General features: G+C 72.1%; 19 protein-coding genes, 1 tRNA gene and 1 pseudogene. 11 read left to right on the plus strand and 10 right to left on the minus strand.

Features of this window, described 5'->3' with window-relative positions; translation table 11 throughout:
- Positions 1–29: 29 nt before the first annotated feature.
- Positions 30–524, plus strand: coding sequence for a DUF5949 family protein (locus tag ACFVXJ_RS26725; protein ID WP_389665434.1), 495 nt, complete (start codon positions 30–32; stop codon positions 522–524).
- A 135-nt stretch (positions 525–659) separates the two neighbouring features.
- On the opposite strand, the gene ACFVXJ_RS26730 is transcribed toward ACFVXJ_RS26725, so the two are convergent.
- Together ACFVXJ_RS26730 and ACFVXJ_RS26735 are read right to left on the minus strand one after the other, a co-directional pair.
- Positions 660–1913: a cytochrome P450 gene (locus ACFVXJ_RS26730; RefSeq protein ID WP_389665436.1), complete on the minus strand. Its 1254-nt coding sequence runs from the start codon at positions 1911–1913 to the stop codon at positions 660–662.
- 60 nt (positions 1914–1973) lie between these two features.
- Entirely contained in the window at positions 1974–3128 is a 1155-nt protein-coding gene (locus ACFVXJ_RS26735) for a low temperature requirement protein A (RefSeq protein WP_389665437.1), read from the minus strand.
- A gap of 308 nt (positions 3129–3436) precedes the next feature.
- On the opposite strand from ACFVXJ_RS26735, the pseudogene ACFVXJ_RS26740 reads away from it, so the two are divergent.
- Positions 3437–3637: pseudogene (locus ACFVXJ_RS26740) on the plus strand (hypothetical protein); the annotation flags it as partial.
- 10 nt (positions 3638–3647) lie between these two features.
- On the opposite strand, the gene mscL reads toward ACFVXJ_RS26740, so the two are convergent.
- Both mscL and ACFVXJ_RS26750 read right to left on the minus strand, forming a co-directional pair.
- Positions 3648–4193, minus strand: a complete 546-nt coding sequence (mscL, locus tag ACFVXJ_RS26745) for a large conductance mechanosensitive channel protein MscL (protein ID WP_389665439.1) — start codon at positions 4191–4193, stop codon at positions 3648–3650.
- A 123-nt stretch (positions 4194–4316) separates the two neighbouring features.
- Positions 4317–4562 (minus strand): hypothetical protein, encoded by a 246-nt coding sequence (locus ACFVXJ_RS26750; protein ID WP_389665441.1) that lies wholly within the window; start codon positions 4560–4562, stop codon positions 4317–4319.
- On the opposite strand from ACFVXJ_RS26750, the gene ACFVXJ_RS26755 reads away from it, so the two are divergent.
- The gene (locus tag ACFVXJ_RS26755; protein ID WP_389665442.1) at positions 4555–4890 is read left to right on the plus strand and encodes a hypothetical protein; all 336 of its coding nucleotides are present in this window, start codon (positions 4555–4557) and stop codon (positions 4888–4890) included. The two genes, ACFVXJ_RS26750 and ACFVXJ_RS26755, sit on opposite strands and share 8 nt — an antisense overlap.
- A 127-nt stretch (positions 4891–5017) precedes the next feature.
- On the opposite strand, the gene ACFVXJ_RS26760 is transcribed toward ACFVXJ_RS26755, so the two are convergent.
- The 4 genes from ACFVXJ_RS26760 to ACFVXJ_RS26775 form a co-directional block, all read right to left on the minus strand.
- Positions 5018–5851, minus strand: a complete 834-nt coding sequence (locus ACFVXJ_RS26760; protein WP_389665444.1) for an S-methyl-5'-thioadenosine phosphorylase — start codon at positions 5849–5851, stop codon at positions 5018–5020.
- A gap of 76 nt (positions 5852–5927) precedes the next feature.
- Positions 5928–6236, minus strand: coding sequence for an FmdB family zinc ribbon protein (locus tag ACFVXJ_RS26765; RefSeq protein WP_389665446.1), 309 nt, complete (start codon positions 6234–6236; stop codon positions 5928–5930).
- Positions 6237–6344: 108 nt separating this feature from the next.
- The gene (locus ACFVXJ_RS26770; RefSeq protein WP_389665448.1) at positions 6345–7694 is read right to left on the minus strand and encodes an MFS transporter; all 1350 of its coding nucleotides are present in this window, start codon (positions 7692–7694) and stop codon (positions 6345–6347) included.
- A gap of 410 nt (positions 7695–8104) precedes the next feature.
- Positions 8105–9658, minus strand: coding sequence for a potassium/proton antiporter (locus tag ACFVXJ_RS26775; protein ID WP_389665567.1), 1554 nt, complete (start codon positions 9656–9658; stop codon positions 8105–8107).
- Positions 9659–9844: 186 nt separating this feature from the next.
- On the opposite strand from ACFVXJ_RS26775, the gene ACFVXJ_RS26780 reads away from it, so the two are divergent.
- Positions 9845–12718, plus strand: coding sequence for a penicillin acylase family protein (locus tag ACFVXJ_RS26780; RefSeq protein WP_389665450.1), 2874 nt, complete (start codon positions 9845–9847; stop codon positions 12716–12718).
- A gap of 18 nt (positions 12719–12736) precedes the next feature.
- Here ACFVXJ_RS26780 and ACFVXJ_RS26785 read toward each other — a convergent pair whose 3' ends face one another.
- A complete protein-coding gene (locus tag ACFVXJ_RS26785; RefSeq protein ID WP_389665452.1) occupies positions 12737–13369 on the minus strand; it encodes a 5-formyltetrahydrofolate cyclo-ligase in 633 nt (210 codons plus the stop codon).
- A 95-nt stretch (positions 13370–13464) separates the two neighbouring features.
- On the opposite strand from ACFVXJ_RS26785, the gene galU reads away from it, so the two are divergent.
- From galU to ACFVXJ_RS26820, 7 genes are all read left to right on the plus strand, one after another.
- A complete protein-coding gene (gene galU, locus ACFVXJ_RS26790; protein WP_389665453.1) occupies positions 13465–14367 on the plus strand; it encodes a UTP--glucose-1-phosphate uridylyltransferase GalU in 903 nt (300 codons plus the stop codon).
- Positions 14368–14371: 4 nt separating this feature from the next.
- The gene (glp, locus tag ACFVXJ_RS26795) at positions 14372–15709 is read left to right on the plus strand and encodes a gephyrin-like molybdotransferase Glp (RefSeq protein WP_389665455.1); all 1338 of its coding nucleotides are present in this window, start codon (positions 14372–14374) and stop codon (positions 15707–15709) included.
- Positions 15710–15783: 74 nt separating this feature from the next.
- The gene (moaC, locus tag ACFVXJ_RS26800; RefSeq protein WP_389665457.1) at positions 15784–16296 is read left to right on the plus strand and encodes a cyclic pyranopterin monophosphate synthase MoaC; all 513 of its coding nucleotides are present in this window, start codon (positions 15784–15786) and stop codon (positions 16294–16296) included.
- 47 nt (positions 16297–16343) lie between these two features.
- Positions 16344–16889, plus strand: coding sequence for a molybdenum cofactor biosynthesis protein B (locus ACFVXJ_RS26805; protein WP_389665569.1), 546 nt, complete (start codon positions 16344–16346; stop codon positions 16887–16889).
- 17 nt (positions 16890–16906) lie between these two features.
- A complete protein-coding gene (locus tag ACFVXJ_RS26810; protein WP_389665459.1) occupies positions 16907–17515 on the plus strand; it encodes a GNAT family N-acetyltransferase in 609 nt (202 codons plus the stop codon).
- Positions 17516–17666: 151 nt separating this feature from the next.
- Positions 17667–18692, plus strand: a complete 1026-nt coding sequence (locus tag ACFVXJ_RS26815) for a hypothetical protein (RefSeq protein WP_389665460.1) — start codon at positions 17667–17669, stop codon at positions 18690–18692.
- A 78-nt stretch (positions 18693–18770) separates the two neighbouring features.
- Positions 18771–18844 (plus strand) — tRNA-Ala (locus tag ACFVXJ_RS26820).
- A 188-nt stretch (positions 18845–19032) separates the two neighbouring features.
- Here ACFVXJ_RS26820 and ACFVXJ_RS26825 read toward each other — a convergent pair.
- Positions 19033–19527: a GNAT family N-acetyltransferase gene (locus ACFVXJ_RS26825; protein WP_389665462.1), complete on the minus strand. Its 495-nt coding sequence runs from the start codon at positions 19525–19527 to the stop codon at positions 19033–19035.
- Positions 19528–19549 lie beyond the last annotated feature (22 nt).

Below are 19549 nucleotides of genomic sequence, written 5' to 3' on the forward strand. Positions count from 1 at the left end.
TCGCGGGAGAGAGCACTAAGGTGCGGCGCATGACTTCAACCCAAGCCGAAATCGACCGGTCCGACCTCGGCACCCTCTCGGTGCTCGCCTGGATCGGCGACCCCTCCGAAGGCCACGACATCCCGTACCTCCTCGCCTACACCCTCGGCGACGGCCCGAAGGGCAAGGAGGCCGGTGAGGCGGCGGCCCGCGGACTGCTGGAGGAGATCGGGCTGCCCATCGGCGACGTGGTCATGGACGGCACCCGCAACCCCTCCACCTTCGCGGTGCAGATCCTGCTGGCGGGCAACCAGGTCGCGCTCACCCTGCCCGGCCTGAACGCCACCTGCACCGCCCCCGACGAGTGGGTGGCGGCGGCCGACGAGAGCGGGCAGGCGTACTTCCTCTTCGCCACCACCGCCTGGCCCGAGGCCGTCCCCGGCCGGCCGGTCAGCCCGGAGGTCCTCCAGGCGTTCGCGGGCGACGAGGCGGTGCTCACGGGCAGCGCCCACTGCGTCATCACGGTGCAGAGCCTGCGCCAGTAGCGGCGGGCCCCCTCCCCGGCCGCCGGGCCCCCAGCCTGCCCGGTGGCCGGCCCCCCGGCCCGGCCCGCCCGCCGCATGGCCGCCGCCTTGTCGTCGCCTTGTCGTCGCCCCGCCGTGGCTCTGTCGTGGCCCCTGTCAGGGGCGGTCGAAGGCGAACCGGAGCGAGCGGACCCGGTTGTCGAAGTTGGAGCCCGCCAGGTCGGGCAGGCCCACCGCCCGCAACCCCACCGGCCGGGTCAGCAGTTCCCGGAACAGCGCCTTCATCTCCACCCGGGCCAGGTGCGCGCCCAGGCAGAAGTGCGGGCCGCCGCCCCCGAACCCCAGGTGCGGGTTGGGCGAGCGGGTGATGTCGAAGGCGTCGGGGTCGGGGAAGACCGCCTCGTCGCGGTTGGCGGAGGCGTAGTACAGCACGACCTTGTCGCCCGGTCCGAACGCATGGCCGCGCAGCTCGTGTTCGACGGTCACCGTCCGGCGGAACTGGATGATCGGCGTCGAGTGGCGGATCATCTCGTCCACCGCACCGTCGGCGTACGTCTCGAAGTCGCCGAGCAGCAGGTCACGTTGGTCGGGAAAGTCGGTCAGCAGCGTCAGACCGTGGGTGATCGCGTTGCGGGTGGTCTCCACCCCCGCCACCATCAGCAGCGAGAAGAACGCCCCCAACTGGCGGGCGCCGAGCGCCTGACCGTCCACGTTCGCCCGGACCAGCGCGGAGATCAGGTCGTCCTGCGGGTTCCGGCGCCGCTCGCGCCCGATGCCGGCGACCATCCGCTGCATCCGGGCCAGCGCCCGCAGCCCCCGACCGGGCATCCGCAACCGCGCCGCCAGGCCGCGCTCGACCCCGATGTTCTCGGAGGCGTGGTTGACCCGGTCGGCGATCTCCGCCCGGTAGCGCTCCGGGATGCCCATCATGTTGCAGATGACCTCCAGCGGCAGTCGCGAAGCCACCGCCGAGACGAACTCGTCGGGCCGGTGCGCCAGTACGTCGTCCACGATCCCGGCCGCCACCGCGTGGATGTCGGCCTCGGCCGCCGCCAGCAGCCGGGGCGTGAAGGCGCGCTGCACGATCTTGCGCAACTGCGCGTGGTCGGCCCCGTCCAGGTTCACCATGGAGTCGCCGAACAGCGCCCGCACCCAGCGGGCCGGTTCGGGGGTCGTGACCCCGGGCGCGCTGGCGAACACCTTCGGCAGCCGGCTCGCCTCCTGTACGTCCGCGTGCCGTACGAGCGCCCAGTGGCCGCGCCCGCGGCCCTCGGGCACGAACACCGGGGCGTCGAGCGCCCGCAGCCGGGCGAAGGCGGCCAGCCGCTCCCCGGGGGGCAGCTGCCAGAAGGCCGGATCGGCCAGCTCCTGCCCGGGTCGGTCCGCGTACCGCTGTGTCGGGACTGTCATGGCCCGCACCTACTTCCTCGTCGTCGGCGCAGTCGCCGTACCGCCCCCGACCGTCTCTACTCACGCACCAGAACGCGTCCGCTCGGTCAAGGTCACGCCCACCGCGACCGAGGCCGCCATGAGCAGCCCGGCCCACAGCACCGCGTACTCCCCGGTCCAGGCGCAGGCGAGGATCGCCAGGGCGGAGAGCGGCAGCAGCAGTTGTTGGGCCGTGGTGCGCTTGAAGTGGCGGGCGTGCAGGAACCAGACGGCCGCCAGGTAGAGGGCGGTGGGCACGGTGACCGCCAGGTCGGCCGCCAACTGCGAGATGTGCGCCGTGCCCACCGCGTGCTCGACGGACACTTCCATCCCCGCGCCGATGGCCGCCGCCGAGCCGAGGATCACGTAGTGCCCGTACCCCCACGGGATCGCCTGCCGGTTGGTGGCCAGCCGTTCGTGCGCGGGGACCGCGAAGTAGATCCACCAGGCGGCGAACACGATCAGCAGGCCGCCGGCCGCGATCGGCAGCAGCACGCCCAGCGCCTCGTGCTCGTCGAGGGCGGACTGCACGGCGACGGTGCTGGCGGAGACCGTCTCGCCGAGGACGATCAGCGTGAACAGGCCGTACCGCTCCACGATGTGGTGCGGGTGCCAGGACGTCTGGTGGTTCCGCTCCGCGATCACCGGGACCGAGATCTCGGCCAGGACCAGTACCAGGAACAGCCAACGCCGCGCTCCTGCGGGGGCCGCGAGCAGCGCGATCCACCCGGCCTGGCACACCACCAGGCCGGCGGCGTAGAGCAGCGCCGAACGGCGGGCCGCGCCGCTCTCACCGGCGGCGGCGCGCAGCCACTGCGCGGTGAGCGCGACGCGCATCACCACGTAGCCGAGGATCGCGACGGTCCAGTCCTGGCGGTCGAAGGCGCGCGGCACCCCGGCCGCGTAGATCAGCACACCGGAGATCTGGACGAGGGTCGCCAGCCGGTACGGGATGTCGTCGCAGTCGTAGGCGGAGGCGAACCAGGAGAAGTTGATCCAGGCCCAGAAGACCCCGAAGAAGACGAAGAGGTAGCCGGTGATGCCGGCGCCGACGTGGCCCGCGGCGAGTGCGTGGACCAGCCGGGCGCCGGCCTGCGCGACGGCGACGACGAAGCAGAGGTCGAAGAACAGTTCAAGCGGCGTCGCGGTCCGGTGCGCCTCGTCCGGCCGCCGGGCGGTCATCTGTACGTAGATCATGGCGCTCAGGACAGCAGCCGTACGGCGGCCGAGAGCCGAGGCGCGCGGACCCCGGCGGCGAAAACCGGCCCGCCCCGTGGTCCCGTACCACCTCACCCCGACGGCGTATCGACGACGCCCTCAGGGTCCTTGTACGCCTCCTGTCTGCCGTGCGCCGGCGGTGCTACGCCCGCGGGGGTACGGCCGCCCCCGACCGACCGACCGACCGCCGGCGGGAGCGGCCGTACCCTGGAGGCATGAGCGCCGCCCCCTCCTCCGACCGCCGGGACCCCGCGGACCCGTCGGGCTCCCCGACCGGCCCCGAGGCCGCCACCACCGCACCGGACCCGGCGGCGAGGCCCGAGCCGAAGCCCGCCCCGAAGCCCAAGCCGAAGCTCGACTTCGGCGACCCGCTGGACCAGCAGTCCTCGGACGACACGGACCGCGGCTGGGGCGAGCGGGCGCCGGCCGGCGGGAGCGCCGCCGACCTGGCCCGTTTCCTCGACGAGAAGCCCCCGCACCACGTCTGACCGCGCGGGCTCAGATCGAGCCGTCGCGCCCCTGGCCGTAGCCCGGTGCCTGGCCGTGCCCCTGCGCCTGGACGTGCTGGACGTGGCCACCGGCCGGACCGGAGCCGGTGCGCTGCGCGACCAGGTTGTCGCGGATCTCCTTGAGGACCTCCAACTCGGTGACCTCCATGGTTTCCTGCACGCCTTCGCGCGCCTTGCGCCGGTCCTCCATCCGGGCCAGGTACTTGGCCATCGGCAGCACCATCAGGAAGTAGACGACCGCCGCGGTGATCAGGAAGGTCAGCGTGGCGTTCAGCACCGAACCCCACATGATGTTGACGCCGGTCGGCTCCCCCTTCGCGTCGACGCCGCACGGTGCCTTCAGGCAGGACGAGTAGCCCTCCAGGCTCTGCGTGCCGACCGCGCCGACCACCGGACTGATGATCCCCTTCACCACCGAGTTCACGATGTTGGTGAACGCGGCGCCGATGACCACGGCCACCGCCAGGTCGACGACGTTGCCGCGCATCAGGAAGGCCTTGAAGCCCGCCAGGACGCTCTCGTTCTTCTTGCTCACGACTGAGCCTCATCTCGCATCTACGGAACACGGAGCCGACGGTTCCGAAAACTACGGCAGTCGGGCCCCCGCGTGTCCAATCGATGCCCGCCCCGAGGCGGCCCGACCGCGCGCTTGTCCGATTCAGCACAACGTCACCGCCAGCCGTGCCACACTGCCCGCGCCCACGAGGGCCCGCGCGGTCTCCCGGGGCACGGACAGGACCACCAGGGCCCCGCCGTCGCCCGACGCCTTCTCCGGCTCCGGCACCCCGGCGACCCGAGCACCGACCGCCACCACCCGGGGCGGTCCCGCCCGCTCCGCCGCCACCACGTCCACCCGGTCACCGGGTCGCAGCAGCCGCACGGTGGCCCCGTCGGCGATGCGCACGGGCGCCGACACCATCCGCACCACCGCCGGTGGCGGTTTCGCCTCCGGCGGTCCGGCGCCCCGCGAGGCCCGCGCCTCCGTCCCGCCCACCACCAGCGCAGCCGCCACCACGGCCAGCCCGGCCGCCCCGGCCCGCCGCCGGCGTCGCAAGGCGCGCCTGAGCCGGTCCCCGCCCCGCCCCACCCGCAGCGGCGGGAAGGGCGGCACGGGCCGCGCGGGCGCGGACGTGGAAGACGCAGAAGACGTGGAAGACGTGGAAGAAGGGGACGAAGGCGCCGAAGGGGACGCGGAGAGGTACCCGGACATGCTGAACACCGCCTGGCTGTGAGTTCGGTGTCCGGACCCGGCGTCCGGACACCCCTCACGATCCGCCCCGGCGGCGTATCCCGCTCGCGCCTGTGGACGGTCCCCAGGTTGTGGAAAACCCCGTCACCCCGAGGGGTGGGGGCGCGTCGCTACGGCAGCGCGATGCCCAGGTCCCAGCCGTCGTGCGCGTGCGTGCACAGGCAGTCCCGGGACTCCGTCCGCGGCAGGGCCGCGACCGCGTCGAACAGGACCTCCCGCAGCCGCCCGACGTTCTCGCCGAACACCTTCAGCACCTCCGTGTGGGAGACGCCCTCGCCCGTCTCGGCGCCCGCGTCCAGGTCCGTGACCAGGGCCATCGAGGTGTAGCAGAGCCCGAGCTCGCGCGCGAGGACGGCCTCCGGGTGCCCCGTCATGCCGACCACGGACCAGCCCATGGCCGCGTGGAAGAGCGACTCGGCGCGCGTCGAGAACCGGGGGCCCTCCACCACGACCATCGTGCCGCCGTCCACCGGCTCCCAACCCCTGCCGCGCGCCGCGCCCATCGCCGCCGCCCGGCCCACCGGGCAGTACGGGTCGGCGAAGGTCGTGTGCACGACGTTGGGCACCGACCCGTCGGGCAGCGGTTCCCCGTCGAAGAAGGTCTGCACGCGGGACTTGGTACGGTCCACCAGTTGGTCCGGCACCAGCAGCGTGCCCGGACCGTACTCGGCCCGCAGTCCGCCCACCGCGCAGGGACCCAGCACCTGACGCACGCCGACCGAGCGGAGCGCCCACAGGTTGGCGCGGTAGTTGATCTTGTGGGGCGGCACGGTGTGGCCGCGCCCGTGCCGCGGCAGGAACGCCACCGACCGGCCGGCCAGCTCGCCCAGGTACAGCGAGTCGCTCGGGGGCCCGTAAGGGGTCTTCACCCGGATTTCGGAGACGTCCTCCAGGAAGGAGTAGAAGCCCGAGCCGCCGATGACACCGATCTCTGCGTTCGCCATACGGTCACATTAGCCGGGCACGCGCAAGGCCCCGCCGCCCAGGAGGGCGGCGGGGCCTTACGGAAATCGGACGGCGTCAGGCGGCCGAGCTGGAACTGCTGCTCGTGCTCGCGCTCGAAGTCGACGACGACGAGGAGGCCGGGGCGGCGGCCGGGGCGGCGGTGGACGCCGCGGCGGGCTTCGTCGCCGGCGTGCTGCTCGACGACGCGCCACGGCTGTCGTTCCGGTAGAAACCGGAGCCCTTGAAGACGATGCCGACCGCGGAGAACACCTTCTTCAGGCGTCCGTCGCAGTTCGGGCACACGGTCAGCGCGTCATCGGTGAACTTCTGCACGGCCTCAAGGCCCTCACCGCACTCGGTGCACTGGTACTGGTAGGTCGGCACGAATTTCCTCCTGGCACTCTCACTCAATGAGTGCTAACGACGCTCCATGGTGACGTATTCCGGCGGAACAGTCCACCGATCTCGGCCGTGCGGTGACCGATACCACCCTCAGACCGTGCTGAGGTCCCGCTGCTGCACCCGGTTCTCGTGGCTCTCGCGGGCCTCCCGGTTCTCCGGGACGCCCGACGAGCCGACGACCCGGCTCGCCGCCTTCGGCGCGAGCTTGGCCCGCAGCGACAGCAGCGTGACCAGCGCCAGCGCCGTGGCGGCGGCCGGCACGAGGAACCCGTACGCGGATCCGTGCGCGTCCGTCAGCCGGCCGGCCACGATCACGGCGATGGCCTGCCCGAAGGCGACCGCGCCGGTCAGCCAGGTGAACGCCTCGGTGCGGGCGTTCGCCGGGATCAGCGACTCGATCATCGTGTAGCCGGTGATCAGGGCCGGGGCGATGCACAGGCCGACGAGCAGCCCCAGCCCGGCCAGCAGGACCATCGAGTCGGCGGTCCACAGCAGCGACGCTGCGGCGGTCAGCCCGATGTAGCCCAGCAGCAGCCGGCGGCGCGGACCGATCTTCCAGGCGACGGCGCCGCAGACGATGCCGGCGATCATGTTGCCCGCCGCGAAGACCCCGTACAGCAGGCCGTTCGCACCCGGGTCGCCCATCTCGTTGGAGAAGGCGGCCATCGAGACCTGCATGCCGCCGAAGACGGCGCCGATCCCGAGGAAGGCGACGATCAGGACGCGCAGACCGGGGAAGGACAGGGCCGCGGCGCGCTTGGTGCCGGTGGCGGTCTGCGCGTGCGCCTTGGGCTGGCCGGCACGCCGGGCGGCGAACAACAGGCCGCCGATCAGCGACAGGGCGGCCTCGGTGATGAGGCCGGCCGAGGGGTGCAGGCCGGTGCACAGCGCGGTCGCGAGGACCGGGCCGACGACGAAGGTGAACTCGTCGGTGACGGACTCGAACGCGGCGGCGGTCGCCAGCAGCGGCGAGCTTCCCCGGGAGCCCTCGGCCTGGGCGGCGTTCCCGCCGAGCGTGGCGGCCCAGCGGGCCCGGACCATCGGGCCGACCTGCGGCACCGAGGCGCCGGCGGGGATCGCGGCGGCGGCGAGGGCCAGGACGGGCGCGCCGAGCAGGGCGAGCGCGGCCAGGGCGCTCACGGCGGTGGCGTGGACGAGGACGACCGGCAGCAGGACGGCGCTCTGGCCGTGCTTGTCGGTGAGGTTGCCCATCACGGGGGCGCACAGCGCCATGGAGATGCCGGTGACGGCGGCGACGATGCCGGCGTTCGCGTAGGAGCCGGTGGTGTGCTGGACGAGCAGCAGGATGCTGATGGTCAGCATGCCGAAGGGCAGTCGGGCGGCGAATCCCGGGAGCAGGAAGCCGAGGGCGCCGGGCGTGCGCAGGAGCTGCCCGTAGCCGGGGCGGGCGGACGTGTCGGTCGTGACCGCGGATGTCACGGCCTTGCCTTTCCGCTGCCTGGTAGAACTCCCCGTCTGCGGACGGTGCATCGCCTTGTGAGCGAGTCGCACCCGTACATGTGGGAGCCCCGAGAGCTGTCCTCTTGCGCAGAACCGAGTGATACCTGGGCGCCCACTGCGGGAGGGAGCCACGGCCGCTTTGCGGTCGCGCCAGCTCTGCGTCAGGCAGAGTTGGTTCGATGTGGTGTGCCTTTATCGTACAGGCAGACCGCCTTCGACGCCCTGTGATTCCGGCGACAAGGGATGTCTTCACCTGCGATTAACTGGAAGTTCGCATTCCACGTGCCCCCAAAACAGGGCAGAGTCCCCCACCGAACCGCGAAATCACAGATTTAGAACGTCGCTCTAACGCTCCGTTCCGGCCTGCCCCGGCCCGTCCGGGCCGCCGTTCACGCGCCGTCGGGCCCCGTGCCCAGCCATCCGGCGAGCTTGCCGCCCCGGGCGACCGCCCGCAGCCGCGCCTCCGCCGCGTCCCGTACCTGGTCCGTGGCCACCACCAGCAGCTCGTCCCCCCGGCGCAGCACCGTGGACGGCGCCGGTACGAAGCTCTTCGCGTCCCGGACCACCAGCGTCACCGACGCCCCGGCCGGCAGCCGCAGCTCGCCGACCTCCACCCCGTGCATCCGCGAGGCCGGCGGTATGGCGAACGACAGCAGGTGCCCGCGCAGCTTCTCCAACGGGGCGGACTCGATGCCCAGGTCCGCCGCGGCCTCGTCGGTGTCGCCGAGTTCGAGCTTGCGCGCCAGCCACGGCAGGGTCGGCCCCTGGACCAGCGTGTAGACGACGACGAGCACGAAGACGATGTTGAAGACCCGGTCGCTGCCCTCGATCCCGGTCACCATCGGGATCGTGGCCAAGATGATGGGCACGGCGCCGCGCAGGCCCGCCCACGACATCAGGGCCTGCTCCTGCCAGGGATTGCGGAACGGCAGCAGGCTGAGGAAGACCGACAGCGGCCGCGCCACCATCGTCAGCACCAGCCCGATGATCACCGCCGGCCAGAAGTCGCCCGCCAGCTCGTGCGGGGTCACCAGCAGGCCGAGCAGGACGAACATGCCGATCTGGGCGATCCAGCCGAGCCCGTCCGCGAACCCCCTGGTGGCGGGCCAGTGCGGCAGCTTCGCGTTGCCGAGGACCATCGCCGCCAGGTACACCGCGAGGAAGCCGGAGCCGTGCGCCAGCGCGCCGGCCGCGTACGCCGTGATGGCGATGGCCATCACCGCGATCGGGTAGAGGCCGGAGGCGGGCAGTGCCACGTGCCGCAGGCCGTACGCGCCGAGGAAGCCCACCGTCAGGCCGATGGCGATGCCGATGGCCAGCTCCAGCGCGATCTTGCCGATCAGGACGTACCACTCGTCCACCGGCCCGACGGTCGCGAAGGACACCACCAGGATGACCACCGGGGCGTCGTTGAAGCCGGACTCCGCTTCCAGCACACCCGTCACCCGGGAGGGGAGCGGCACCTTGCGCAGCACCGAGAAGACGGCCGCCGCGTCGGTCGAGGAGACGACCGCGCCGATCAGCAGGGCCTGGCGCCACTCCAGCCCGACCAGGTAGTGCGCCCCCGCCGCCGTTACCCCCACGCTGACCGCGACCCCGACCAGGGACAGGACGCTCGCCGCCGGCAGGGCCGGCTTGATCTCTTTCCACTTGGTGCCCAGACCACCCTCGGCGAGGATCACGACGAGCGCGGCGTAGCCGATGACCTGGGTCAGCTCGGCGTTGTCGAACACGACATTGCCTATGCCGTCCTGGCCTATCGCTATGCCTATGCCGAGGTAGATGAGCAGGCTGGGAAGACCGCTGCGCGAGGAGACGCGTACCGCCGCTACCGCGACGAGCAGCACGAGCGAGCAGACCAGCAGGAGCTCATTGAGCAGGTGGACGGTCAGCGGGCGGCCCTTTCCCTCATGTGCCCTGACGGAACGTTCCTCCGGAGGCACGTGCGACAAGCAACTTTCGTTACCTTACCTAATCTTTGACGGAGTCTTTACTCGACAACCACATTGTGAAACGCCGCTCCGCCCCTGTCCTCAGGACCGCTACCCCTGGCGGATCACCGGGGGTGGTCCTGCGCCTATGGTTGCTTCCAGCAATCCCAGGACCACCCTGCCCCTCTAAGGACAGCGATGCCCGCCAACTCATCCGGCCCTTCCGTCAAGAAGAAGGGACGACGCGCACGTCTGATCGTGCTCGTCATGGTCCTGGCGCTCTTGGCGGGACTCGGCTACGGGGCGTACTGGAGCGTCGACGGCGTCCGTGCCTCCTATCCCCAGACCACCGGCTCCCTCAAGCTGCCCGGCCTGACCGGGACCGTCGACGTCAAACGCGACGAGCACGGGATTCCGCAGCTCTACGCCGACAACGACGAGGACCTGTTCCGCGCGCAGGGCTTCGTCCACGCGCAGGACCGCTTCTGGGAGATGGACGTCCGCCGCCACATGACCTCCGGGCGGCTCTCCGAGATGTTCGGCTCCGGCCAGGTCGAGACCGACGCCTTCCTGCGCACGCTGGGCTGGCGCCAGGTCGCGCAGGCCGAGTACGACACCAAGCTCTCACCGGAGACGAAGAAGTACCTCCAGGCGTACGCCGACGGGGTCAACGCCTACCTCAAGGGGAAGTCCGGCAAGGACCTCTCCGTGGAGCACGCGGCCCTCAAGCTGACCGGCGACTACACGCCGGAGCCGTGGACGCCGGTGGACTCGGTGGCCTGGCTCAAGGCGATGGCCTGGGACCTGCGCGGCAACATGCAGGACGAGATCGACCGATCGCTGATGGCCGGCAAGCTCACGCCGCAGCAGATCGACGACCTCTACCCGCCGTACCCCTTCGACCGGAACAAGCCGATCGTCGAGGGCGGCTCCGTCGCGGGCGGCAAGTACACGCCCCAGGGCACGGCGGCCGCGGGCGCCACCGGCACGGGCGCCACCGGCACCGGCACCGGTACGGGCTCGACGGGCGGGACGGGCACGGGCACGGGTACGACCACCGGCTCTCAGGCCACCCCGAACGGCGGCATCACCACCGGCCTCGCCGACAACGCCTCCGCCCAGGGCGCGAGCGTCGGCCTGCGTACCCAGCTGTCCTCCCTCGCCAAGACCCTGGACGAGATCCCCGCCATCCTCGGCCCCAACGGCAGCGGAATCGGCTCCAACTCCTGGGTCGTCGCGGGCAAGTACACGACCACCGGCAAGCCGCTGCTCGCGAACGACCCGCACCTCTCGCCGCAGCTGCCCTCCGTCTGGTACCAGATGGGCCTGCACTGCCGTGCGGCCTCGCCCCGGTGCCAGTACGACGTCGCCGGCTTCACCTTCTCCGGCATGCCGGGCGTGGTCATCGGCCACAACGCCGACATCGCCTGGGGCATGACCAACCTCGGCGCCGACGTCACCGACCTCTACCTGGAGCAGATCAAGCCCGACGGCTACGTCTACGACAACAAGGTGGTCCCCTTCACGACCCGTGAGGAGGAGATCAAGGTCGCGGGCGGCAAGAGCAAGCGCATCACGGTCCGCACCACCAACAACGGCCCGCTGATCTCCGACCGCAGCGACGAACTCGCCACCGTCGGCTCCCGCGCCCCGGTCTCCGGCTCCGCACCCGACCGCGGCGACGGCTACGGCGTGGCCCTGCGCTGGACGGCGCTGGACCCGGGCAAGTCGATGGACGCGGTCTTCAAGCTCGACCGCGCCAAGGACTTCGCCGCCTTCCGCGCCGCCGCGCGCGACTTCGAGGTGCCGTCCCAGAACCTGATCTACGCCGACAACAAGGGCCTCAACGGCAACATCGGCTACCAGGCCCCGGGCCGCATCCCGATCCGCGGCGCCGGCGACGGCCGCATGCCGGCGCCCGGCTGGGACCCGAAGTACGCCTGGAAGGGCGGCAAGGACGGCACGACCGGCTACGTCCCCCAGGACGAGATGCCGTACGACCTCAACCCCGCGCGCGGCTACATAGTGACGGCCAACCAGGCCGTGACCGAGAGCGGCACCGCCGCGGGCAAGTACCCGTACGTGCTGACCACCGACTGGGGTTACGGCGCCCGGAGCCAGCGGATCAACGACCTCATCGAGGCGAAGACCAAGGACAACGGCAAGATCTCCACCGACGACATGCGCACCATGCAGATGGACAACAGCAGCGAGATCGCCGCGCTGCTGACCCCGATGCTGGCCAAGATCCCGGTCTCCGACCCGGACGTGCGCTCGGCGCAGAAGCTGCTGGAGGACTGGAACTACACCCAGGAGCCCGACTCGGCGGCGGCCGCCTACTTCAACGCGGTGTGGCGCAACATCCTCAAGCGGGCGTTCGGCGACAAGATGCCGAAGGAGCTGCGCGTCACGAGCAGCTGCATGAACGTCCAGGACAGCGGCAACGGGCCTGCCGACGACCTCGCCGACGTCGTCCGCGAATGCGGCACCCGCGGCGCCGACTCGGCGCAGCCGGACGGTGGAGACCGCTGGTTCGAGGTGGTCCGCCGGCTGGTCAAGGACGAGAAGTCGCCGTGGTGGACGTCGCCCGGCACCGTGCGGGAGAAGGCGACCACGACCCGCGACGAGCTGTTCGCGCGGGCCATGAAGGACGCCCGATGGGAGCTGACCGCCAAGCTCGGCAAGGACCAGTCCACCTGGAGCTGGGGCCGACTGCACCAGCTGACGCTCAAGAACCAGACGATCGGCACCGAGGGCCCCGGCTTCATGCGGTGGCTGTTGAACCGCGGTCCGTGGAACCTGGGCGGCGGCGAGGCCACCGTCAACGCCACCGGCTGGAACGCATCCAGCGGCTACGGGGTCACCTGGGTGCCGTCGATGCGGATGGTCGTCAACCTCAACGACCTCGACAAGTCCCGCTGGATCAACCTGACGGGTGCCTCGGGGCACGCGTACAACGCCCACTACACGGACCAGACCACGCTCTGGGCCAAGGGCGAGCTGCTGGACTGGCCGTTCGGGAAGGCGGCCGTGGACAAGGCCACGGTCGACACCCTGACGCTCAAGCCGTAGCGCCGTAGCGGCGGGCGCTCAGAAGCGGATCACCCCCGACGGGGTGGCCACCGCCCGGACGGGGTGGTCGTGCGGTTCCTCCGGGACCCGCGCGACCACCTCTTCGTCGTAGAGGAGCACCACCAGGGCGGGGTGCGCCCCGGCCCGTTCCAGTCGCTCCAGCACCCTGTCGTACGAGCCCCCGCCGCGGCCGAGCCGCATCCCGCGCGCGTCGACCGCGAGGCCCGGCAGCAGGACGGCGTCCGCCCCGGTCACCGCGTCCGGGCCGAGGGCCGGTCCGGCGGGCTCCAGCAGCGCCATCTTCCCGACGTGCGCGGTCTCGGTGAGACGCCTCGGGCCCTCGTACTCGGCCCAGTCGAGGTCGTTGTCGGGCAGCAGCCGCGGCAGCAGCACCCGTTTCCCGGCGGTCCGCAGCGCGTCCAGCAGGTCGCGGGTGCCGGGTTCCGTGCCGACGGAGACGTACGCCGCCACCGTTGCCGCTCCGGCCAGTTCGGGCAGCGCGAGGGCCGAGCGGGCCAGCGCGCGGGCCGCCGTACGGCGCGACTCGGGGGACCGGGCCCGGCGGGCGGCGAGCAGCTCGCGGCGCAAGGCCGCCTTCTCGGCCACGCGGGCCGGCCTGTCGTCGGACGGGTCCGACCGGTTGTCTACCACAGCTGAATCAGATTTCCTTCCGAATCGCCGCAGACCGGGAGCTTCTCCCCGGAATCTGACCTGGCGTGTCCGCGTAACCCACTATCGTTCTGCGCATGAATCAGTTGCACCCCGTGATCAAGAAGGCCGTCATCCCGGCCGCGGGCCTCGGCACTCGCTTCCTTCCGGCGACCAAGGCAACCCCGAAGGAAATGCTTCCGGTCGTGGACAAGCCCGCCATCCAATACGTGGTCGAAGAGGCCGTCTCGGCGGGACTCGACGACGTACTCATGATCACAGGACGTAACAAGCGCGCCCTCGAAGACCACTTCGACCGCAACTACGAGCTGGAGTCCGCCCTCATCGCCAAGGGCGACGACGACCGGCTCAAGAAGGTCCAGGAATCCAGCGACCTGGCCACCATGCACTACGTCCGCCAGGGCGACCCGCGCGGCCTCGGCCACGCCGTGCTGTGCGCCGAGCCGCACGTCGGCGACGAGCCCTTCGCGGTCCTGCTCGGCGACGACCTGATCGACCCCCGCGACCCGCTGCTGCGCCAGATGGTCGATGTCCACGGCCGCACCGGCGGCACCGTCATCGCCCTGATGGAGGTCGACCCGGCCAACGTGCACCTCTACGGTTGCGCCGCCATCGAGCCGACCGACCAGGCGGACGTCGTGCGGATCACCGGACTCGTCGAGAAGCCGGAGCCGGCGGACGCCCCCAGCAACTACGCGGTCATCGGACGCTATGTCCTCAACCCCGCGATCTTCGGCATACTGCGGGAGACCGAGCCGGGCCGCGGCAACGAGATCCAACTGACCGACGCCCTGCAGAAGCTTGCCGCCGACGAGAGCGTGGGCGGCCCGGTGCACGGCGTGGTCTTCCGGGGCCGCCGCTACGACACCGGGGACCGCGGTGACTACCTGCGGGCCATCGTCCGACTCGCCTGCGAGCGGGAGGACCTCGGCCCCGAGTTCCGTACCTGGCTTCACCGTTACGTCACGGAGGAGATGTAGCACCTTGAGCAGCCCCGACGCACCGCAGGACACCGGCCCGCACCGGCTGTGGTCGGTGGACGAGCACCTCGCGGACGTCCTCGCCGCCGTCCGGCCGCTGGAGCCCATCGAACTCCAGCTGCTCGACGCCCAGGGCTGTGTCCTGGTCGAGGACGTCACCGTGCCCGTCGCCCTGCCGCCCTTCGACAACAGCTCCATGGACGGTTACGCCGTCCGGGTGGCCGACGTCCAGGGGGCGAGCGAGGAGTTCCCCGCGGTGCTGACGGTGATCGGTGACGTCGCGGCGGGCAGCGGTGAGCTGCCCACCGTCGGCCCCGGCCAGGCCGCCCGCATCATGACCGGCGCCCCGCTGCCGCCCGGCGCGGAGGCCGTCGTGCCGGTCGAGTGGACCGACGGCGGCACGGGGGGCGGCGCCGCCTCGGGGATGACCCCGGCCAGCGCGGCGCCCGAGGGCGCGGGCGGTGAGGTACGGGTGCACCGCGCCGCCGAGGCCCGGGCGCACGTCCGCTCGCGCGGCAGCGACGTACAGGCCGGGGACCTGGCGCTGGCCGCCGGCACGGTGCTCGGCCCGCCGCAGATCGCGCTGCTGGCCGCCATCGGGCGGGGCAGCGTCCGGGTCCGGCCGCGGCCCCGGGTGGTCGTCCTGTCCACCGGCAGCGAACTCGTCCAGCCGGGGGAGCCGCTCACCGCCGGGGCCATCTACGACTCCAACAGCTTCGCCCTCGCGGCCGCCGCGCGGGACGCCGGGGCCATCGCCTACCGGGTCGGCGCCGTCGCCGACGACGCGGACACGCTGCGCGCCACCATCGAGGACCAGCTCGTCCGGGCCGACCTGCTGGTCACCACGGGCGGGGTCAGCGTCGGCGCGTACGACGTGGTCAAGGAGGCGCTGACGGCCGTCTCCACCGGCTCCGACGAGGTGGCCGGCGGCGGGATCGACTTCCGCAAGCTGGCCATGCAGCCGGGCAAGCCGCAGGGCTTCGGCACCATCGGCCCCGACCACACCCCGCTGCTGGCGCTGCCCGGCAACCCGGTGTCGTCCTATGTCTCCTTCGAGCTGTTCGTGCGCCCCGCCATCCGGGCGCTGATGGGCCTGCCCGACGTCAGCCGTCCGGCCGTTCGGGCGGTGCTGAAGGCGGACCGGGCGATCGGCTCCCCGGCCGGGCGCCGCCAGTTCCTGCGCGGCGCGTACGACGCGGAGACCGGGACGGTCAGCCCGGTCGGCGGTACGGGGTCCCACCTGATCGCGGCCCTGGCGCACGCCGACTCGCTGATCGTCGTACCGGAGGACGTGACCGCGGTGGAGCCGGGGGCCGAGCTCGAAGTGGTCCTGCTCGGCTGAGGACCGCCGGGTGCGGGTAGCGTGTTGCACCACACAGGCCCTTGCGGGGCCCGGAGCGGGAGCGGCACGAACCTATGGCAGCGTTTTCCCGGGGGGAGTCCCCCCGACCCCCTCAGCACAGCAGGCTGACGCACATCGACGAGGCCGGGGCGGCCCGGATGGTCGACGTCTCGGCGAAGGACGTCACCACCCGGACCGCCCGCGCCAGTGGGCGCGTCCTCGTCTCCCCCCGGGTGATCGAGCTGCTGCGGGGCGAGGGCGTACCGAAGGGCGACGCCCTCGCCACCGCGCGGATCGCCGGGATCATGGGGGCGAAGAAGACCCCCGACCTGATCCCGCTCTGCCACCCGCTGGCCGTCTCCGGGGTGAAGGTCGACCTGTCGGTCGCCGACGACGCCGTGGAGATCCTGGCCACCGTCAAGACGACCGACCGCACCGGCGTGGAGATGGAGGCGCTGACCGCGGTCGCCGTCGCCGGGCTCACCGTCATCGACATGGTCAAGGCCGTCGACAAGGGCGCCGTCATCACGGACGTCCGGGTGGAGGAGAAGACCGGCGGCAAGTCCGGCGACTGGAGCCGGACGTGAACGCCCCGCGCGGCGGCGAGGCGTTCAGCCACAGCCACGTCCCGCCGGTGTCGGGCGAGGCGTGGACGGCCGAACCGGGCGCCGGCGAGCCCGTACGCGAGCTGCGCGCGCTGGTGGTCACCGCCTCGAACCGCGCCTCGGCGGGCGTCTACGCCGACAAGGGCGGCCCGCTGCTCGCCGACGGGCTCGGCCGGCTCGGATTCGCCGTGGACGGGCCGCGCGTGGTGCCGGACGGAGATCCCGTCGAGGAGGCGCTGCGCGAGGGCGTGGCCGCCGGGTACGACGTCATCCTGACCACCGGCGGCACCGGCCTCTCGCCGACCGACCGCACTCCCGAGGCCACCGCGCGGGTACTGGACTACGAGGTTCCCGGCATCCCGCAGGCCATCCGCGCCGAGGGCCTGACGAAGGTGGCGACGGCCGCGCTGTCGCGGGGCCTGGCGGGCGTGACGGGCCACACCCTGATCGTGAACCTGCCCGGTTCGACGGGCGGCGTGCGCGACGGACTCGCGGTGCTGGAGCGCATCCTGGCGCACGCCGTCGATCAGATCCGGGGCGGCGATCACCCCAGACCGTCCGGGAGCGCGAGCTGAACGGCCCGTCCTGGCCCGTGGTACTGACGGACGGCGATGTCACCCTCCGTCCGATAAAGCTGCGCGACCAGCGGGCGTGGCGCGAGGTCAACCGCCGCAACCGCGACTGGCTGCGGCCGTGGGAGGCCACGATCCCGCCGCCCGCGCCGTGGGGGCCGGTGATCCACCGGCCGACGTACCGTCAGATGGTGCGGCACCTGCGGGCGGAGGCGAACGCGGGGCGGATGCTGCCGTTCGTCATCGAGTACCAGGGGCGGTTGGTCGGCCAGTTGACGGTCGCCGGGATCACCTGGGGGTCGATGTGCGCGGCACACGTGGGCTATTGGGTGGACCGGGACGTCGCGGGCCGCGGGGTGATGCCGACGGCCGTCGCGCTCGCGGTGGACCACTGCTTCGCGAAGGTCGGGCTGCACCGGATCGAGGTGTGCATCCGGCCGGAGAACGGCCCGAGCCGCCGGGTGGTGGAGAAGCTCGGGTTCCGCGAGGAGGGGCTGCGGCCGCGCTACCTGCACATCGACGGGGCCTGGCGGGACCACCTCGTGTTCGCGCTCACGGCGGAGGAGGTGCCGGAGGGGCTGTTGCGCCGCTGGCGCCGTTCGCAGGGCAGCCAGGGGCTTCCGAAATAGCGAAAATCGCAAAGGCGTTCGAATTCGTGGCCGATTCGTCCATAACCTGATCCGAAGAATCACAAAAAAAGTCCGTGATATCAGCGAGATCGCGCGACACGCCGGCTCAATTGGCCGATACCCGCGGCCGCGCCCCTCTACGGTGTGGAGTGTGAGCAGCAGCGGCCTCATCTACGCAGTCATTGTCGGGGCCTGGGCCGCCTACTTGGTGCCCATGTGGCTCCGGAGGCAGGACGAGCTGAACGAGGCCCGTCCGACGGAACGCTTCTCCACTGCCATCCGGCTGCTTTCCGGCCGGGCGGGAATGGAGCGCCGTTACGCCAAGGGACTGCGTGAGCGCGGTGCCGAAGAGGTGGAAGTCCAGCCCCACGCGGACCCGGACGCGGCGACGGAAACGGTGAATTCCGTGGACGCCGACGCCCGGGCTTTCGTCGTGCCCCCGACCAGGGCGGAACCGAGGTCGGCCGGCGCGCAGCGGGCGGAGCGGGCCCGGCGCGAGCAGCGCCTCCAGGTCCTCGCCCGGCGCAGGCGCACCACCGCGCTGCTCTTCCTGATCTTCACCCTGGGGGCGGTGGTCGCCGCGGTCGGCGGCCTGCGCTTCCTGTGGGTGCCGGCCGTTCCCGCGCTGCTGCTGAGCGCGTACATCGTGCACCTGCGGGTCCAGGAGCGGCGTCGCTACGAGTTCACCATGGACCGCCGGCGCGCGGAGGCGGCCGCCCGGCGGCTGCGCGAACACCACTCGCGCCGCCGGGAGTCCGAGGCGGAGGCCGGCGCCGAACCGGACCCCGCGCCCCCGGTGTCCCCGCAGGAGGCGGGGCGGCGCGCGGTGGTGGAGCAGACCGACCACGCCGAGTGGGTGGACCAGCAGCGCGAACGCGAGCGGGGTCCGGCGCGGGGTGACAGCTGGGAGCCGGTCCCGGTCCCGCTGCCGACCTACGTGACGGCCCCGGTCGCCCCCCGAGCCACCGGCCCGGCGGCCCCCGACGCCTGGAGCGCGACCCGCTCCAGCACCGCCGAGCCGACGGAACCCCGCCTGCGGGCCCAGCCGGGCCCCCCGAAGGCCGCGGCGGAACCGAAGCAGCCGGCCACCCCCCGCCCCCGCGGCCGGGACCGCGGCCGGACCCCGCTCTTCGACCAGTACGAGGGCGAGTCCCGCCCGCGCGCCGCGAACGAGTGATCGGTGACCTGCGCGGACGCTCCCGACAACCGGTTTTGGAGCACCCGCGCGGGGATGCTAATGTTTCACACGTCGCAAGGGCCTGTGGCGCAGTCTGGTAGCGCACCTCGTTCGCATCGAGGGGGTCTGGGGTTCAAATCCCCACAGGTCCACAAACGACAGTTCCCGGGTAGCTCCCGAGAACGTCATGAGATCCCGCCCGGTCGCAAGACCGGGCGGGATCTTCTGCGTTGCGGACCGGGTCGTCCCCCGACCGACCGCCCTCGGCGAGCACGCGATCGGCCCGTCGAGTTCCTCGTCGGGGACCCGGTCCAGCGCGCCGCGGACGAGGGGCAGCGGGTCAGCGGGTCAGCGGCTTGGACATGCAGATGCTGGACGCGTAGGCGCGGTAGTAGCCGAACTTGGGGCAGTTCGCGTAGCCCGAGGAGCCGTAGAGGGCTATCGCCTCCGGCTGTTGGTCGCCGGTTTCGAGGACCATGCGGCGGCGGCCGGCCGTGCGGGCGTCGGCTTCGAGGAGGGCGAGGATGCGGCGGGCCAGGCCCAGGCCACGGGCCTCCGGGACGACGTACATGCGCTTGAGTTCCGCGTCGCCGTCGAGGTAGCCCTCCGGGCTCGCGTCCCGGGCGCGCCAGCCGCCGCTCGCGACCGGGGCGTCCGATGTGTCGTACGCCACGAGGTACAGGCCGCCGGGCGGGGCGAACATCGCCGGGTCGAGGACGGTGGCGTCGCCCTCGCCCTCGTAGCGGGCCTGGTATTCGAGCTGGACCTGGTCGTTGAGCTTGACCGCGTCCGGGTGGTCGTACGGCACGGCGCGGAGGGTTATCCCGTGAGACATCGGAACATCGTACGGAACGCTC

The organism is Streptomyces sp. NPDC058279, from assembly GCF_042881255.1.
In the GTDB taxonomy this organism is placed as follows: domain Bacteria; phylum Actinomycetota; class Actinomycetes; order Streptomycetales; family Streptomycetaceae; genus Streptomyces.